Origin of the sequence: Rhizobium azibense, assembly GCF_004342325.1 — a bacterium.
GTDB lineage: Bacteria > Pseudomonadota > Alphaproteobacteria > Rhizobiales > Rhizobiaceae > Rhizobium > Rhizobium etli_B.
The window spans coordinates 546,030-561,722 of the sequence record NZ_SMBJ01000004.1; the positions used below are offsets into that span (position 1 = coordinate 546,030).

Here is a 15,693-nt window from a genome sequence, read left to right on the forward strand (position 1 = left end):
CCAAACTCGAAGCCTTCATCCGGCAAATCCCTGGCTCATTGGCCCATACGAGCACGCGCTGATGCTTGAGCCGCCCGGATCAGTCCTTGATACTGGGAATCCTTGTCAGGATACCAGGGCATCTGTCCTATATCGGCGAAACCTGGGATCGTTTCCATATGCTGCACCATGCGCCGGCGCATCGCCTCGTCTGGCAAGGGGCCGTACATGGCCTGGACATTGTCCTCGGCATGCTCCGGATTCGAAGTACCACATAGCACTGTGGTGACGGCTGGATGGGCCATGACCCACTTCAGGAAGAACTGCGCCCAGGTCGCGGCGTCGAATTCCCGAGCGAAGTCCGGCAGCGGGCGACCTTCGACCACTTTCATCAGGCGCGCCTTTTCGAGCGGAAGGTTGATGAGGACGCCAACCCCGCGGTCTGAAGCAGCCGGCAGCAGGCGCCGCTCGGCGCTGCGGTTGAAGATCGAATAGTTCGTCTGAATGAAATCGACACCGCCACGCTCGACAAGATCGGCGAGCTGATCCTGCGCGCCGGTTTCATGGTGGGTCACGCCGACGTACCGAATGCGACCTTCCTTCTTCCAGGCCTGCATCAACGGAATGACGACAGGTGCGTTGACGATGCTGTGGCACTGCATGAGGTCGATTGTGTCGCGCCAGATGCGCAGCCTCGACTGCTCGAGACTTGCAACAGCGTGGCTCTCGTCGCCGAGATATTCGCCGGTCGACCAGATTTTGTTGGCGACGAAAATCTCGGATGCCTCTGGTGTACCCGCAAGGAACGCGCCAACGGAGACTTCCGCCGACCCGTAGAGGGGCGACGTGTCGACGACCCGACCACCACCCGCGACGTAGCGTCGAAAGACCTCGCCAAGGTTGCTGCGATCATCGCCTGGGCGGGCGTCGAAGGTCAGGAAGGTGCCGAGACCAAGTGTCGTGAGGGTCTGCTCCGTTCTCGGAATTGTTCGCGTTCGTGCAGATGCGGTGGGGGCCGTCGTGGCTTGCACGCTCGCTTGGCCTTGGGCCAGGGTCCCACCGGAAATGAACGGTGTTGCAGCCAGTATTGTGGCCCCGGTGCCTAGAGTACCGATGAAGCCGCGCCGGCTGAAACCGGAATCCTGCTGTTCGCTCATGCAATAGTCTCCTCTTTTGTAAGTTTGCCCGATGCACGGACTTCGGCGCATCGCCGGCTGGGCGATCGAACCACCTCCCTCCGGGCGGTATTGTTCGTGGCTGGCGGTGTCAGGCGACGCCCCGTTGGCGCGCACGGCAGGTCACTGCCGCTGAAATACCCATGTCTCAGACCACGAAGTCGAAGCGCGCGAACTGGCCGTCGCCCGCGGGGCTGATCGTCATGAGCAGCGTCTCATCGAAGATCCGATCGCGCACGTTGCCCGGCTCGCCCGGAAAGAAGAGCTGCGTCGTAAGCACATCTCCGCCCGGCCGTTGGACTCTGAAATGGAAGTGTCGCGTGCGTCCCGGATACAGCGCCGGCACGACGCTGTTGAACCACCAGCGTCCCTGCTCGTCAGCGAACTGATGTCCCCGCAGACGGAAACCCTGACGATCGTACTCGCCGTTTTCATCCGCTTGCCAGATCTCGACAAGGCTACGCGGTATGGGGCGACAGCGATCATCGAGGACGTAGCCGGCGACGGTGATGCGCTCACCGCGGGGCGCCTCCAGATAGAGATCCTGCTTCAGCGGTGAGTTCGGCTTGAAGAACGGGCCGGCCTCGCGAGCCGGCGTCGGTTCATCTCCGTCGGCGCAGGCGCGTGTCAGCGGCAGCAGCGGCGCCTCCTGGCCGAAAGCCGTGGCTCCGGCCAGCGGCACGAGCGGCATGGCGAGAAAACCCGATAGAAGTGCGCGCCTTGATGACGTCATTGCAGGGCCTCCATGCTTCACCGGATTAGAACTGCCAATTGACCGGAACCCAGGCATAGCCGGCGTCCGTCTTGAGCATTCGGCCAAGGCCCGGGAACGGGTAGTGGAAGCCGAGAACGAGGAGCCGGTCTGCCGCCGCCATGTCGAAGATGCGGCGGCGGGATGCGAGCGCGGTGTCTTTGTCGCGATCTGGCCCAGGCACCCAGGGCCGGTCGACATTGACGATCGGGTGGTAGGCGAGATCGGCGGTCAGCAGGAGCTGGTCGTTCCCGGATTGAACAAGGAAGTTCGCCATGCCGGGGGTGTGGCCGAATGCCGGAAGCGTGCTCAGCCCGGGGACGATCTCCGCGCCGGCTTCATACAACTCGATCTCGTCGATGACGGGTTCGATGCTCCGCTTGATGGCCGCTGCGAAATTGCTGCGGAAGTCCTCAGGCACCGGCATATAGGAAAGGTCTGGATTGTTACGGACGAAGAAGTCCCAATCGGCCCGAGGCGCAAAGACGCTCGCCCGCGGAAACGCCTTGCCGCCATCCGCGGTTCGAAGATTGCCGACATGGTCGGGATGCGTGTGCGAGACAACCACAACGTCGATGTCCTCGGGCCGCAAACCAACGCCGGCCAGGTTCTCGAATATGCGGCCGCCTTGCGGACCCATGGTCTGGCCGGCTCCGGCCTCGAGGAGGATCCGCCTGCCATTCGTCTCGATAAGCAGCGTGTTGAGATTCAGCGTCATACGTTCGGTCGGCAGGAAGGCACGTCTCAGAACATCCTGCAGTTCCGCCTCCGGCGCATTGCTGGCGTAGACCCGCGGAGGGCCACCGATCAGCCCGTCGCTCAACACGGTCGCTGAGATGTCGCCGACGCGAAAGCGGTAATGGCCGACATTTCCGCCCTGAATTCCGGGCGACGCGACGGGAGCAGCCTGTACAAAGGCCGTGCCGGTCGGCAAGGCCAGTCCCGCCACGGCCGACGCGGCTGTCAGCATGATCTTCCTGCGATTCAGTGTGATTTCACCCATAGTTCTGATCCCGTTCAAATACATGCTCGCGCGTTGGCGGGGCCGCGATGACCGTTGGCGCCGCCTCGCGGCATGTTCTCTAGGGATGACACAGATCGGGCGCTCGGATAAGCTAATCAAAACGAATCAACTTATTAAGTAGGACTTTGCAATGCGGCCACTGCGCCTTGACAGCTTGGAGATCTTTGAAGACGTCGTACGCTGTGGCGGCTTTCGAGCCGCCGCGCTTGGCAGGGGCGTTTCTTCGTCCGCCATCAGTCAATCGATCAGCGTCCTTGAGGAAGCGCTGGGCATCCGGCTGCTGAACCGAACGACACGCAGCGTCGCGCCGACTGAAGCGGGCGAGAAGCTTCTGGAGCGTCTAAGGCCCGCCCTTTACGACATCAGGACAGCGATCGACGATCTCAACCAGCTTCGCGATCGCCCATCCGGCACCGTGCGCATCAATGCACCGGGTCCGGCCGCCGATCACATCCTGTGCCCTTTGGCCTTTGAGTTCATGAAGATCTATCCCGACGTCAACGTCGAGATCGTCAGCGACGCTGCGATTATCGATATCGTGGAGCAGGGTTTCGATGCTGGTGTGCGCTTCGGGAATCAACTTGCCCAGGATATGATCGCCATGCCCCTCGGCCCCGCCCTGCGATATGCGATCGTGGCCTCGCCCGATTATCTTCGCAGCCGCGGTCGACCCGGCTCACCGCGCGATCTCTTGCAGCACGACTGTATTCGTCGCCGTTTCCCCGGCGGAACCATGGTGACGTGGAAATTTGAAAGGGAAGGCGAGGAAGTGGAAATCACCCCGAAAGGTCGGTTGACACTGAGTTCAGCGCATCAAGAGCGCCAGGCCGCGCTTGCGGGATCGGGCATCGCTCACCTGTTTGAGGATTATGTTCGTGATGATGTCGAACAAGGCAGAGTTATCGAATTGCTCAGCGACTGGAAACAGAAGCTGCCGAGTTGGTACCTGTATTATCCGAGCCGGCGGCATACGAGCGCAGCCGTGCGGGCTTTCCTCGGATACATCCGTAACCAGTGATCCTCCTCACGTCGCCGCGATGGTTGCTGCACTTAACCGTGCACAAGATAACCCACTAGCGTCGGAAAGGTGCTCACAGGCCCTCCCCTTCCTCGTCGCTTGGCTGCAGCGATATCCGGCGTTTCCTGCTCCCTCAATGAAGGCCGTATGCCTGCGAATAGAGCACATTTTGCTGACAATTTCCCGCAGTTTCAGAAGCCTGATTCTCTGCCGCAGGGCTTTGACCCAGCAAATTCCGGCCGTTTCACTGCAACGGTACGGACACGTTTCCAGTCCATCCCGTCAACGAGGGCAAGGAGCTGCGCGTGATTGAGATGCACACGGACAGGCCCGATCTTTGGCCAAACGAACCGATTTTTTTCCAGACGCTTCGAATAGAGGCACACACCGGAACCATCCCACCAAGCGATCTTAATTCTGTCTGCTCTCTTGGCGCGAAAGACATAGAGCGCTCCGCTGAATGGATCGTTGCCAGCATCGCGCACCAGCGACAGAAGGCTATCGGGACCTTTGCGGAAGTCCACCGGGTGGCTTGCAAGAAACACCTTCGAACCGGCCGGGATCATGCGGAGCGCACCGCACGGATCACCCGAACAAGATGAGCCTCATCGGTCTCGGCAGCTGTGCGGATTACCGCATCACCGATGATGATGTCGACCCCGGAATAATTGCTGGATGATGGTGTCGGTAAGAGACCGGCGGTTTCATTCGCCGGCAAAGCCGCGGCTCACAGCCGGGCATTGCGTCGCCATGTAAATGATTGTGACGGATCAACGCCGATGCGCCGGGCTATCGCCGAAACGCTCGGGCCCGGCTGCATCGTCTTAGCGACCGCCTGCGCCTTGAACTCGTCCGACCATTGCCGCCGGACTTGCCTCGGCGCACCTTCCAGAGGACTGGCGACAGCTTCAGTCAATTGGAAAGTTCTATGTTCAGACATGGGAGCAGACATAGAAGTTCACGCCCGAGTTCATTCATAAGCATCCGGCGAATTCAGCAGTATCAATAAATCCACCAAAGTGCCTTCGTGCCTTCGCCAGATGGGATGGATTCACCGCTAAAAGCCCTGCTGCGGGGATGCTTCTCAGCCGCATCGACGGCCGCGAGGCGGCGCGCCACCACGTCCTGATTTAGCCGCATTGCAGAGTTTGGGGGAGTGTTTGACCGAGGGCCAGGTCGGCTCGTCGCTTCCAGGGGAGACCACGCGTTTTCCGGCCGCCAGAACGCACAAAGCCCGCCGTGTGGCGGGCTTTTTGTGTATCTGGTTGCGGGGGCCTGATGGCACGGAGACTTGTCATTTCGCATTGGTCGCGGCACCTCAAGCGGGAATCAAACCTGCTACAGGAAATCGCGAGGGCCGATACATGCTGATGAACGAGGCCTTGATCGGTCTAAAGCAGCGAACCGGGCCAAGCTGGTAAAGGTCCGTCGTTCAGGGACCGGACGGGCACTTCAGCAAGGATCCGAACCGGCCGTTCTATTCCGCAACCGCGTCCCTGAGCCAAGTACGGAAGGATCGGAAGCTGTGGGATCGAAGTTTCGGCTCGGCGAACAGGAAGAAATAGTGCTCATGCACCATGTTTTTCTCGAACAGAGCGATAAGCTGGCCTTCCGCCAGTTCCCGTTTCACCAGCCTTTGGCGGACGATGGCAATGCCGAGCCCTTCGACGGCGGCCGTCGGCTCGAGACCGGAACTCTCCATGTCGATGAAGCGCGCATGGGCGAATATCCTTGGCGAGCGGGGGCCGAGCCAGCGTTCCCAGTTGCGGGTGAATTCGGCCGAGCGCAAAAGCGTATGATGCTCGAGATCATCGGGGGTTTCGAGTTTCGGCGCCCGGCGCAGGTAAGAGGGGCTGCAGACCGGCGTCAGGTCGGCATCGCCGAGAATTTCGCAGAGGACGCCCTTGCGATCGATTGCCTCGCCGACGTGGATTGTGCCGTCGACGCTATCGATGTCCTGCGCGCCGGTAACGAATTTCACGACAATATCGGGGTTGCGGGCATAGAGCGTGCCAAGCGCCGGCATGATGCACTTCTGTAAAAAGACGCGCGGGCTGCCGATGACCAGCGGCCGTCGCTCGATACCGACGGCGAGATCGCTCGTCACGCCGCGGATCGTATCGAGCGAGGCATGAATCTTCGTCCAATAGACTTCGCCGGCCGGCGTAAACGCGATGCGCCGATGCACCCGCTCAAAAAGCTCGCACCCCAGAAAGGCTTCGAGATTCTGGATCTGCCGGCTCACAGCGCCGGCTGTCAGACAGAGTTCGTTCGCCGCCTTGACGATACTCATATGACGCCCGACCGCATCGAAAACAGGCAGCGAGGTCATCGGCGGCAGGCTGCGCCCAGGTCTCTGTGCCATCTTTGCCTCCCCTCGGTTTCCCATAACTTTTCGTTGAGAAAAACTCAATACAGAGGAAATAAAATCGATTTTTTGCCAAGTGGCGCGGCGCTACGGTCACCTCCAGAAAAAATGGGAGGAGAACCATGAAACGTCTGTCACTGGCAAGCCTGGCTTCGGCGCTTGCAACTGCCACCACGCTCGCCGCCGTCCCGGCCTCGGCCGAACAACTGCGCGTCGGGCTGGCCGCGATCGCGACCTCGGTCGATCCACATTTCCACCGCGCCGGCTACAATTTCGACCTTCGCGAAAACGTCTCGGATGCGCTCGTCTATAACAACGGCGTCAGCGGCAGCGTCGAGCCGCGTCTGGCGCAATCCTGGCGCATCGAAGGCGACACGAAATGGGTCATCACCCTCGAGCCGAAGGCCAAGTTCGATGACGGCAATCCGCTCGGAGCCGACGATGTGATCTATTCGCTCTGCCGGGTGCGCAACGTTCCCAACAGCCCCGGCCTCTTCTCGAGCTTCATCGCCACGATCTCCGGCATCAAGGATCTGGGCGACGGCAAGATCGAAATCAGCACCAAGAAATCCGATCCGAATCTTCTGCGCAGCCTCAGCAATATCGGCATTGTCGAAAACCCGACCGGCCGCACGCTGACCTATGACGACACGACCTGCGGCAACGACAACTGGCTGGATACGGCCGGCTTCAACAACGGCGGCATCTCACCGGGTATCGGTCACTACAAGGTCAAGAAATTCACGCCGGACGTCGAAATCACGCTGGAGCGGAACGAGCAATACTACGGAACGCCGGCCGCCTATGATTCCGTTCTGGTCAAATCCCTGCCCGACAACAGCGCCCGCATCGCAGCCTTGCTCGGCGGCTCGGTGGACGTCATCAATGCCGTGCCGATCAACAGCATCGACAGCATCCAGTCCTCCGACAAGCTGCATCTTTCCTCCATGCCGTCGACGCTCCTGATCTTCCTGCTGCCCGACCAAGGCCAGGAGCCGACCCCGAAAGTCTCCGGCACCGATGGCAAGAACCCCTTCCTTGATCCGCGCGTGCGCCGTGCGCTAAACCTTGCCATCAACCGCGACGAGATCGCCGAGACGATCATGGGCGGCATGGCGCAGCCGGCGAGCCAGATCGTCGTCGACGGCATATTCGGCCACAATCCGACCATCGAGCCGTTCCCATATGATCCGCAAGAGGCGAAGCGCCTGCTCGCCGAAGCCGGTTATCCGAACGGCTTTTCGCTGACGCTGAACGCACCGAGCGACCGCTACGTCAACGGCGCGCAGGTGGCTCAGGCGGTCACGGCGATGCTGTCGCAAGTCGGCCTCAACGTGACGCTCGAGACCTTCCCTCTCAGCATCTACTTCACCAAGGCGAGCGCCTACGAATACAGTTTCTATCTCGCCGGTGCAGCCGCCGATACCGGCGAAGGCCTCAGCCAGATGATCAATGCCGTCGGCACCCGCAACCCGGATCGCGGCTGGGGCGGCGCCAATCGCGGCCGCTATTCCGGCCCGGAGACCGACAAGTTCCTGGAAGAGGCACAGTCGATGCTCGACGACGCCAAGCGCGAGGAATTGCTCCGCGCCGCCGTCGCCCAGGCGCGCAAGGACGAGGCTTTGGTGCCGCTCTATCACGAGTTCGGCGTCTGGGGCGTGCGCAACGGCGTGCATTTCGACGCCAATGCCAACCTGACGAACATTTTCTACACCGCACGTCCCGAATAAACGCGGCGACCTGGCGAGGCGGTTCCCTTCCGCCTCGCCCTTTCCTCACGAAAGTTGAAAGCCAGATGGGTACTGAATTCAACGACGTGCTCGCGTCGCAATACGACTATCGGGGATTGCGGGAAGCCTTCGCGGCGCCGGCGCTCTACCAGGCCTTCCTCGATGTCGAGAAGGCCGTGGCGCTCGCCCAGGGCGAACTCGGCATGATCCCGGCGGCCTCCGCCAAGGTTATCGCTGATCACTGCCGCTACCAATGTCTCGACATGCGGCGGCTGGAAGAGGCCTACCGCACGACCCGGCACCCGCTGATGCCGCTCATCAACGATCTCGTGAGGCTCTGCGGGCCCGAGCACGGCGGCTATGTCCATTGGGGCATCACCACGCAGAACGTCATCCAGACCGGCCTGCTGCTGGTCGCCAAGCGCGCCCAGACGGTGCTTGACGGACTGCTTGCCGATATCCTGCGTCATCTCGGCCGTCATGCCCGCGACCATGCCAATACGGTCATGGCGGGGCGCACCCATTACCGCCATGCCGTGCCGATCACCTTCGGCTTCAAGGTCGCCGTGTGGATCGAGGAATTCCTGCAGGCGGCGGAGCGGCTGAAGGAAGCCGAAAAGCGGGCCTTCGTCGTCATGACAGGCGGCGCCGTCGGCTGCTTTTCGGCGCTCGGCCGGGAAGGTCCCGCCGTCCAGTCACGGGCCGCGGCCCTCCTCGGCATGGGCGAGATGGCTATCCCCTCACGGGCGATCCGCACGCATATGTGCGATTATGTCAACGCGCTCAGCCTGACGGCCTCCGTCTGCCACAAGATCGCCGAGGAGGTCTATCAGAGCACCTCGGAAGAATATGGCGAGTTGCACGAGGGCCGCATCGACGGCACCATCGGCTCCTCCACCATGCCGCAGAAGATCAATCCGATCCTCTGCTACGGCATCGTCGCCAACAGCAACCGGCTCTATTCCTGCGCCGGAATGCTGATGGCGACGGCGCACCGGCCCTTCGAGTCGGACGGGAGCGCCAACCAGATGTTCGAGGACGGACTGGTCGAGGTCGTCGGCGCCATTTCCGAAATCCTCGTGCGAACCGAACTCCTGGTGCGCGATCTGCGGGTCGATATGACGCGAATGCGGGCCAATCTCGACCTGTCGCATGGTGCGATCTTCGGCGAGTATGTCATGATGCAGCTCGGCAGGACGCTCGGCAAGCACAAGGGACACGAACTGGTGCATGACGCGGCGATCGCCGCCGCCGACGGCAGGGCGCCGTTCCTGCAAGAGCTCGCGCATCTGCCTGATGGCGCCGCCCTCGCGTCCGATATCGAAAGCCGGCTCGAACAGGGCAATATCGGCGGCATCTGCGCCGAATACGCGCTGCATTTTGGATCGCTGGCCGCTGATATCACGGAGGCGATCCCGACAGCCGAAGAACGCAACATCAACGTCTATCTGAAGGCCGCCCGCTGATGCTCTCCTTCGTGCTGCAACGCCTGCTGCAAAGCGTGATCGTCGTCCTCATCCTGTCGATCGTGCTCTTCGTCGGGGTCTGGATGATCGGCAATCCCGCCGACATCCTGATCTCCTCGGAAGCCTCGGAGGCCGACAGGCTGGCGGCGATCGCCGCGCTCGGCCTCGACAAGCCGCTCTGGCAGCAATATCTAGTCTTCCTGGGCAACGCCGTGCAAGGAGACTGGGGCGCCTCCTTCGTCTACAAGGAGCCGGCGATCAGCATCATCCTGCAGCGCCTGCCGGCGAGCCTGGAGCTCGGTGCGGTCGCCTTCCTCATCGCCGTCACGGTTTCCGTGCCCGCCGGACTTTATTCGGGGCTGCGGCCGCAATCGCCGGTCGGTCGCGGCGTCATGGCCTTCTCGCTGATCGGCGTCAGCATTCCGACCTTCTGGCAGGGCATGCTGCTGATCGTCGCCTTCGGCATCGCGTTGCCGATCCTGCCGGTCGGCGACAGGGGCCAGGTCGCCACCCATCTCGGCATCACCAGTAGTCTCTGGACACTCGACGGCTGGTCGCACATCGTCATGCCGGCGTTCAGCCTGGCACTCCTGAAGATGTCGCTGCTGATGCGCGTCACCCGCGCCGCGACGATGGAGATCTCCCGCCTCGACTTCGTCAAGTTCGCCTATGCCAAGGGCGTGCGCACCCGCAAGGTGATCGTCGGCCATATCCTGCGCAACGCGCTTGTGCCGCTAATAACCGTCACCGGCATCGAGCTTGGCAACCTGCTGGCCTATGGCGTCATCACCGAAACGGTCTTCTCCTGGCCGGGGCTCGGCAAACTTCTCATCAACTCCATCAAGGTTCTCGACCGGCCGCTGATCGTCGCGCAGCTCACCTATACGGCGCTGCTCTTCATCGCCATCAACTTCATCGTCGACGTCCTGCATATGGCGATCGATCCGCGCGTCAAATCCGTCCTGGGGCAACGCACATGAGCACCATCGGTTTCAGGGATTTCGCGGGCCGCTTCGCCGAAAGCCGCGCCGCCGTCGTCAGCCTTCTCGTCTGTCTCGCCTTCGTGTTCTGCGCGCTCTTTGCACCGCTGATCTCGCCGACCGACCCCTACGACCTGACCAAGCTGCAGCTTTCAAACGCGCTGAAGCCCGCCGGTTCGAAAAGCGTGCTGTCCGGCGAGGAAGTCCGCGCCACCGTCCGCGTCGAAGGCGCCACGACCTCGGTCCAGCCCGCCGCCGCGGCGCAGGCCCGCCAGACGATCGCCCCCGCCTCCTGCGGCGAGAACTGTCTCGATGTCGGCGTGGAACCGGTAGGAACGCCGCTCGCCAGCCTGCAGATCCGCAACCTGCCCGCCGGCGTCACTGTCGTGGGCGCCAAGAAGCACATCGTCCAGCCCTGGTGGACCGTCACCGATCCCAAGGACGGCAAGGTCCGCCTCAGCGGCACGCTTCCGGCGAATTTCACGTTTGTCGCCATCGCCAAGTCGGCGGACCAGGAAACCGGCTTCGTCTTCCACCTGGGAACCGACAGCTTCGGCCGCGACATGCTCTCGGCGACCCTCTACGGCATCCGCATCAGCGTCTTTGTCGGCCTCGTGGCGGCCGGTGCCGCCCTGGTGGTCGGTACCGGGCTCGGCCTGCTGTCAGCCTGGCGGGGCGGGTTGACGGACGCCATCATCATGCGGGCCGTCGATTTCATGCTCGGCCTGCCGGCGCTCCTCGTCGGCCTCGCGATCCTCGCCATCCTCGGCAACGGCGTCAGCAAGGTGGTGCTCGCCATCGTTATCGTGCAATGGTCCTACTATGCCCGCACGGCGCGCTCCTTCGCCATGAGCGAGCTCGGCAAGGAATATGTCGAGGCGGCGCGATGCCTGCGTCTTTCGCCGACCCGCATCATGCTGCGCCATGTGCTGCCGAACTGCATGCCGCAGATCATCGTACTCTTCACGCTGAACATCGCCGCCGCCATCTCGCTGGAATCGTCGCTGAGCTTCCTCGGCGTCGGCCTGCCGCTGACCCGTCCCTCGCTCGGCATGCTGATCGCCAGCGGCTACGAGTTCATCTTTTCGCACAAGTACTGGATCAGCATCTATCCGGGTGTCGCTCTCCTGGTGATGATCGTCGCCATGAACCTGCTCGGCGACCGGCTACGCGATCTCAACAACCCGCGGCTCGACCGCTAGAGGAGCCGGAGATGGCGGAACCCTTCTTTCAGGTCAACGGCCTCAATACATGGTTTTTCACCCGCCAGGGTGTGATCAGGTCGGTGCGCGACATTTCCTTCGACCTTCGCCGCGGCGAGGTGCTTGGCATCGTCGGCGAATCCGGCTCGGGCAAGTCGGTGACCGGCATGTCGATCATGGGCCAGATCGACGAGCCCGGCCGCATCGTCTCCGGCTCGATCGCCCTCGATGGCGAGGAACTGACGGCGCTCTCCTTCGACGCGATGCGCGCCTATCGCGGCCGCAGGATCGCCATGGTCTTCCAGAACCCGCTGATGACGCTGGATCCCCTGATGCGAGTGCGCGACCAGATGTACGAGGCGATCTGCGAGCACGAAAGCGTCTCCCGCGCGGAGATGCACGACCGCTGCGTCAACGCGCTGAAGGCCGTCGGCATCCCCTCGCCCGAGGAGCGGCTGAACGCCTATCCGCATGAGATGTCCGGCGGGATGCGCCAGCGCGTCGTCATCGCCACCGCGCTCTTGATGAACCCTGACATGATTATCGCCGACGAGCCGACGACGGCGCTCGACGTCACCATCCAGGCGCAGATCATCTATCATATCCGCCGGCAGATCGACGAACGCGGCCTCGGCATGATCTGGATCACCCATGATCTTTCGACGCTTTCCGAGCTCGCCGACCGGATCATGGTCATGTATGCCGGGGCAATGATGGAAATCGGCACGACCGAGGAGATCATCGGAGGCGCCCGCCATCCCTATACGCGCAAACTTCTCGATTCCGTGCCCTCGCGCAACGTTCCGGGCGAGAAGCTGAAGCAGATCCCCGGCAACATGCCCTCGCTGCTTGCACTCGGGAAGGGCTGTCCCTTCGCGAGCCGCTGCGAGCGGGCGACCGCGGTCTGCGACGAGCCGGTGCCGGCAACCGCGGCATCCGCCACGCATAGCATATGGTGCTACCACCCATTCGAGGACTAAAGGCGTGAACGAGACCATTTTCGAAGCGAAGAACCTGTCACGCAGCTTCACGGCGGGTCGAAGCGCCCTGCAGAAGCTGACGGGCAGGTTCACCAACACCCATCCGCCCGCCATACTCCGCGCCGTCGATAATGTCTCGCTGTCGCTGAAGGCCGGCGAGACGCTCGGCGTCGTCGGCGAATCCGGCTGCGGGAAATCGACGCTGGCGCGCATGATCGCCGGTATCTTGCCGGTCTCCTCCGGCGAACGGCGCTTCCGCGGCGAACCCTATGAGAGCTTCCTCGCCCGCAAACGCGACGCGCTGAAGATCCAGATGGTCTTCCAGGACCCGCTCTCCTCGCTCAATCCGCGCCTGCGGGTGGACGATATCGTCGGCGAGGCCGCGGTGCTCCACGGGCTGGTGCCGCGCTCCGGAATGCGCGACTACGTGACCCGCATCCTCGGACGCGTCGGCCTGCCGGCCGACAGCATCAACCGCTATCCGCATCAGTTTTCCGGTGGCCAGCGCCAGCGCGTCGGCATTGCCCGGGCGCTCGCCGTCAAGCCGCAGATGCTGATCTGCGACGAGGCGGTGGCCGCCCTCGACGTCTCCGTGCAGGCGCAGATCATCAACCTGCTGATGGACATCAAGCGCGACAGCGGCCTGGCGATGATCTTCATCAGCCACGACCTCGGCGTCATCCGCCATCTCTGCGACCGCGTCGCGGTCATGTATCTCGGCCGCGTCGTCGAGCTTGGCGAGACCGAACAGCTCTTCGCGGCCCCGACGCATCCTTATACGCGCATGCTGCTCGACGGCATGCCCAAGATTTCGCTGCGGCGACGTACGTTCATGCCGATCAAAGGCGAGATACCCTCGCCGCTCAACCCGCCCCCGGGATGCTATTTCCATCCCCGCTGTCCAATCGCAACGGAACATTGCAGCCGGACGCGGCCGGAGCTGCGCGAGATCACGCCGGCGCACGCCCATGCATGCCTGAATGCCGAGGCCCGATAGTCACGTACGAGGTGCTCCTGTTCGGGAAACCAAACCGAATCCTTCGGATGAAGGGATCGCCATTGCTTGAGTCCGAACGAAAGCCGACCGTCGTGTCGGCAGCATTCGATCGACGCTCTCCTCATATTGACGGCATCGGCCGGTCGGCCCGGATACTGACTTCAATGCCGTTCGGGTAGGGTCGAGGCGCCGGTTCGGCCGCTGATCTGGCTTTCGATCGACTTCGTCAACGGGGTTTCGATATCTCCGGTGTGCTTGGTCGTGACTGTTTCGATCAACACAATCGAACATTCCTCCTCGGCCACCGGATTGTGGAGCACACCGCGCGGAACAACACACATCTCACCGGGATTGAGGACCGTCTCCTTGCCCCCTTCGAACTCAATTTTGAGCTGACCACTAATGACGAGGAACAGTTCGTCCTCGTTGTCATGCTTATGCCAGGCGATCTGCCCAAGAACCTTTGCAACCTTGACATATTGATCGTTTACTTGCGCAACGACCCTGGGCGACCAATGCTCGGTAACCCCTTGCAGCTCTGTTTCAAAATTCACGACCGCTACCACTTGCATCTCCTTGGAGTGAACAACCGTGTTCATTCCATGTTTTGGTCCGCAGATATTGAACGATTGTGCAAATGGCGGCGAAACCGAAGCCTCCGGGTAATAGCAGTCAGACTGTCTGAGTTGACTGGATGCCCCCCGCGACGAAGCGGCGCGCCGGTCGGAATTTCGCAATTCGCGCTCCGCCCTTTCGAGCGCGCTGGCGTTCAGCACCTTGCGCAGCAGGGCGACCGCCACCGCCCGCATGCGCAGATTGTACCAGACTGCCGGTCCGTCACCCGGGAATTTCATAGATATCCAGTTTTTCATAAAGCTGCTGCAGACGGTTCTGGACGCTGCGCAGGGACAGCTTTTTGCGCTGGGCGATCGCCTTGTCCGTCAGGCCGAGGGCCACATCCACGAGAATCTCGTATTCCGCGTCGCTGAGGCCATGCCCATTGCCCAGGTTCTTCTGCTGAATGCCCCGCACCTCCCCCACGGTCTGAACCGCGCCGGGTTTTGCCGGAGGCTCCAACTCCTGAGAAAGTGGAGCCGATATGAGCAAGACAACAAACAAATTTTCACCAGAAGTCCGCGCCCGAGCAGTTCGGATGGTTTTGGATCACCAAGGCGCATATTCCTCGCGATGGGCAACGGTTTGCTCGATCGCTGCCAAGATCGGCTGCACGGCGCAGACGCTCAATGAATAGGTGAAGAAGGCCGAAGTGGACGATGGTTCCCGGCCTGGGCTCCCAAGCGAAGTGACCGAGAAGATGAAGGCTCTTGAGCGGGAGAACTGCGAGCTTTGTCAGACCAACGAGATACTGCGCAAAGCGTCTGCATATTTCGCCCAGGCGGAGCCCGACGCCCACTGAAGCGATGATCTCCTTCATCGATGAACACCGTTCGGTGCTCGGGGTCGAGCCGATCTGCAAACTGCTGCCGATTGCCACGTCCACCTATTACGAGACCCTCGCCAAACGCATGGACATGGATCGCGTGTCGGCTCGCGCTCGCAACGACATGGCGATGAAGGTCGAGATGCGCCGCGTATTCGAGGCGAACTTCCGCGTCTATGGCGTTCGCAAGGTCTGGCGGCAATTGAAGCGTGAAGGCTTCGATATAGCCCGCTGTACGGTCGCTCGGCTTATGAGGTCGATGAGCCTTCGGGGTGTCATCCGAGGCAAACCGATCCGCACGACGTTCGCCGACAAGACGGCTCCGAGAATCCTTGGGCGTTGCCCAAAACGTAGTCCAGAACGCACAAAGCCCGCCGTGTGGCGGGCTTTTTGTGTATCTGGTTGCGGGGGCAGGATTTGAACCTGCGGCCTTCAGGTTATGAGCCTGACGAGCTACCGGGCTGCTCCACCCCGCGTTATTTTTGAGCGGAAGGGACCGCGTTATTGGGCCGGTGTTTTGGCCGATTGTGTTGAGAAGATTTAGAATGTTGCGTTTAGCAGACCTGGCGGCGACCGACTCTC

General features: G+C 61.9%; 14 protein-coding genes, 1 tRNA gene, 2 pseudogenes and 1 other annotated feature. Of the genes and pseudogenes, 8 read left to right on the plus strand and 9 right to left on the minus strand.

All coding sequences use genetic code 11. The features are described from left to right. Nucleotides 1-35 precede the first annotated feature (35 nt). From EV130_RS13125 to EV130_RS13135, 3 genes are all read right to left on the minus strand, one after another. Complete coding sequence (locus tag EV130_RS13125) at nt 36-1,136, minus strand: aldo/keto reductase (RefSeq protein WP_074059702.1); 1,101 nt, start codon at nt 1,134-1,136, stop codon at nt 36-38. 166 nt (nt 1,137-1,302) lie between these two features. Then, nucleotides 1,303-1,887 (minus strand): dioxygenase family protein, encoded by a 585-nt coding sequence (locus tag EV130_RS13130; RefSeq protein WP_074059701.1) that lies wholly within the window; start codon nt 1,885-1,887, stop codon nt 1,303-1,305. 25 nt (nt 1,888-1,912) lie between these two features. Beyond that, complete coding sequence (locus tag EV130_RS13135) at nt 1,913-2,875, minus strand: MBL fold metallo-hydrolase (protein ID WP_132660520.1); 963 nt, start codon at nt 2,873-2,875, stop codon at nt 1,913-1,915. A 184-nt stretch (nt 2,876-3,059) separates the two neighbouring features. Between EV130_RS13135 and EV130_RS13140 the strand changes: the two genes are divergently transcribed. Further along, the gene (locus EV130_RS13140; protein WP_074059700.1) at nt 3,060-3,947 is read left to right on the plus strand and encodes a LysR family transcriptional regulator; all 888 of its coding nucleotides are present in this window, start codon (nt 3,060-3,062) and stop codon (nt 3,945-3,947) included. A gap of 191 nt (nt 3,948-4,138) precedes the next feature. On the opposite strand, the gene tnpB is transcribed toward EV130_RS13140, so the two are convergent. The 3 genes from tnpB to EV130_RS13155 form a co-directional block, all read right to left on the minus strand. Next, nucleotides 4,139-4,513: an IS66 family insertion sequence element accessory protein TnpB gene (gene tnpB / locus EV130_RS13145; RefSeq protein WP_132660502.1), complete on the minus strand. Its 375-nt coding sequence runs from the start codon at nt 4,511-4,513 to the stop codon at nt 4,139-4,141. Between the two features lie 161 nt (nt 4,514-4,674). After that, a complete protein-coding gene (locus tag EV130_RS34215; protein ID WP_074059698.1) occupies nt 4,675-4,899 on the minus strand; it encodes a transposase in 225 nt (74 codons plus the stop codon). A gap of 525 nt (nt 4,900-5,424) precedes the next feature. After that, on the minus strand, nt 5,425-6,312 hold the full coding sequence (locus tag EV130_RS13155; protein ID WP_165918522.1) for a LysR substrate-binding domain-containing protein: 888 nt from the start codon (nt 6,310-6,312) through the stop codon (nt 5,425-5,427). 125 nt (nt 6,313-6,437) lie between these two features. On the opposite strand from EV130_RS13155, the gene EV130_RS13160 reads away from it, so the two are divergent. The 6 genes from EV130_RS13160 (at nt 6,438) to EV130_RS13185 (ending at nt 13,670) form a co-directional block, all read left to right on the plus strand. After that, complete coding sequence (locus EV130_RS13160) at nt 6,438-8,045, plus strand: ABC transporter substrate-binding protein (protein ID WP_132551514.1); 1,608 nt, start codon at nt 6,438-6,440, stop codon at nt 8,043-8,045. A gap of 65 nt (nt 8,046-8,110) precedes the next feature. Beyond that, complete coding sequence (locus EV130_RS13165; protein ID WP_074059695.1) at nt 8,111-9,511, plus strand: class-II fumarase/aspartase family protein; 1,401 nt, start codon at nt 8,111-8,113, stop codon at nt 9,509-9,511. Next, nucleotides 9,511-10,491: an ABC transporter permease gene (locus EV130_RS13170; RefSeq protein WP_074059694.1), complete on the plus strand. Its 981-nt coding sequence runs from the start codon at nt 9,511-9,513 to the stop codon at nt 10,489-10,491. The genes EV130_RS13165 and EV130_RS13170 overlap by 1 nt, the downstream gene beginning before the upstream one ends. After that, nucleotides 10,488-11,693, plus strand: coding sequence for an ABC transporter permease (locus tag EV130_RS13175; RefSeq protein ID WP_074059693.1), 1,206 nt, complete (start codon nt 10,488-10,490; stop codon nt 11,691-11,693). Before EV130_RS13170 ends, EV130_RS13175 begins: the two co-directional genes overlap by 4 nt. A gap of 11 nt (nt 11,694-11,704) precedes the next feature. Continuing rightward, nucleotides 11,705-12,673, plus strand: coding sequence for an ABC transporter ATP-binding protein (locus tag EV130_RS13180; protein WP_074059692.1), 969 nt, complete (start codon nt 11,705-11,707; stop codon nt 12,671-12,673). 4 nt (nt 12,674-12,677) lie between these two features. Further along, nucleotides 12,678-13,670, plus strand: coding sequence for an ABC transporter ATP-binding protein (locus tag EV130_RS13185; RefSeq protein ID WP_074059691.1), 993 nt, complete (start codon nt 12,678-12,680; stop codon nt 13,668-13,670). Nucleotides 13,671-13,831: 161 nt separating this feature from the next. Here the strand turns inward: EV130_RS13185 and EV130_RS13190 are convergent, their stop codons facing one another. Continuing rightward, nucleotides 13,832-14,269 carry a cupin domain-containing protein gene (locus EV130_RS13190; protein ID WP_425375569.1) on the minus strand — a complete coding sequence of 146 codons (438 nt, stop codon included), beginning with the start codon at nt 14,267-14,269 and terminating at the stop codon, nt 13,832-13,834. 132 nt (nt 14,270-14,401) lie between these two features. Beyond that, nucleotides 14,402-14,705 (minus strand): annotated as a pseudogene (locus tag EV130_RS13195) (response regulator transcription factor); the annotation flags it as partial. Between the two features lie 217 nt (nt 14,706-14,922). Here EV130_RS13195 and EV130_RS13200 point away from each other — a divergent pair. Beyond that, a pseudogene (locus tag EV130_RS13200) lies at nt 14,923-15,437 on the plus strand (IS3 family transposase); the annotation flags it as partial. Further along, nucleotides 15,051-15,166 (plus strand) — a sequence feature (AL1L pseudoknot). (Overlaps the previous pseudogene by 116 nt.) Before the next feature lie 73 nt (nt 15,438-15,510). Here EV130_RS13200 and EV130_RS13205 read toward each other — a convergent pair. Further along, nucleotides 15,511-15,587, minus strand: a tRNA-Met gene (locus EV130_RS13205). Nucleotides 15,588-15,693 lie beyond the last annotated feature (106 nt).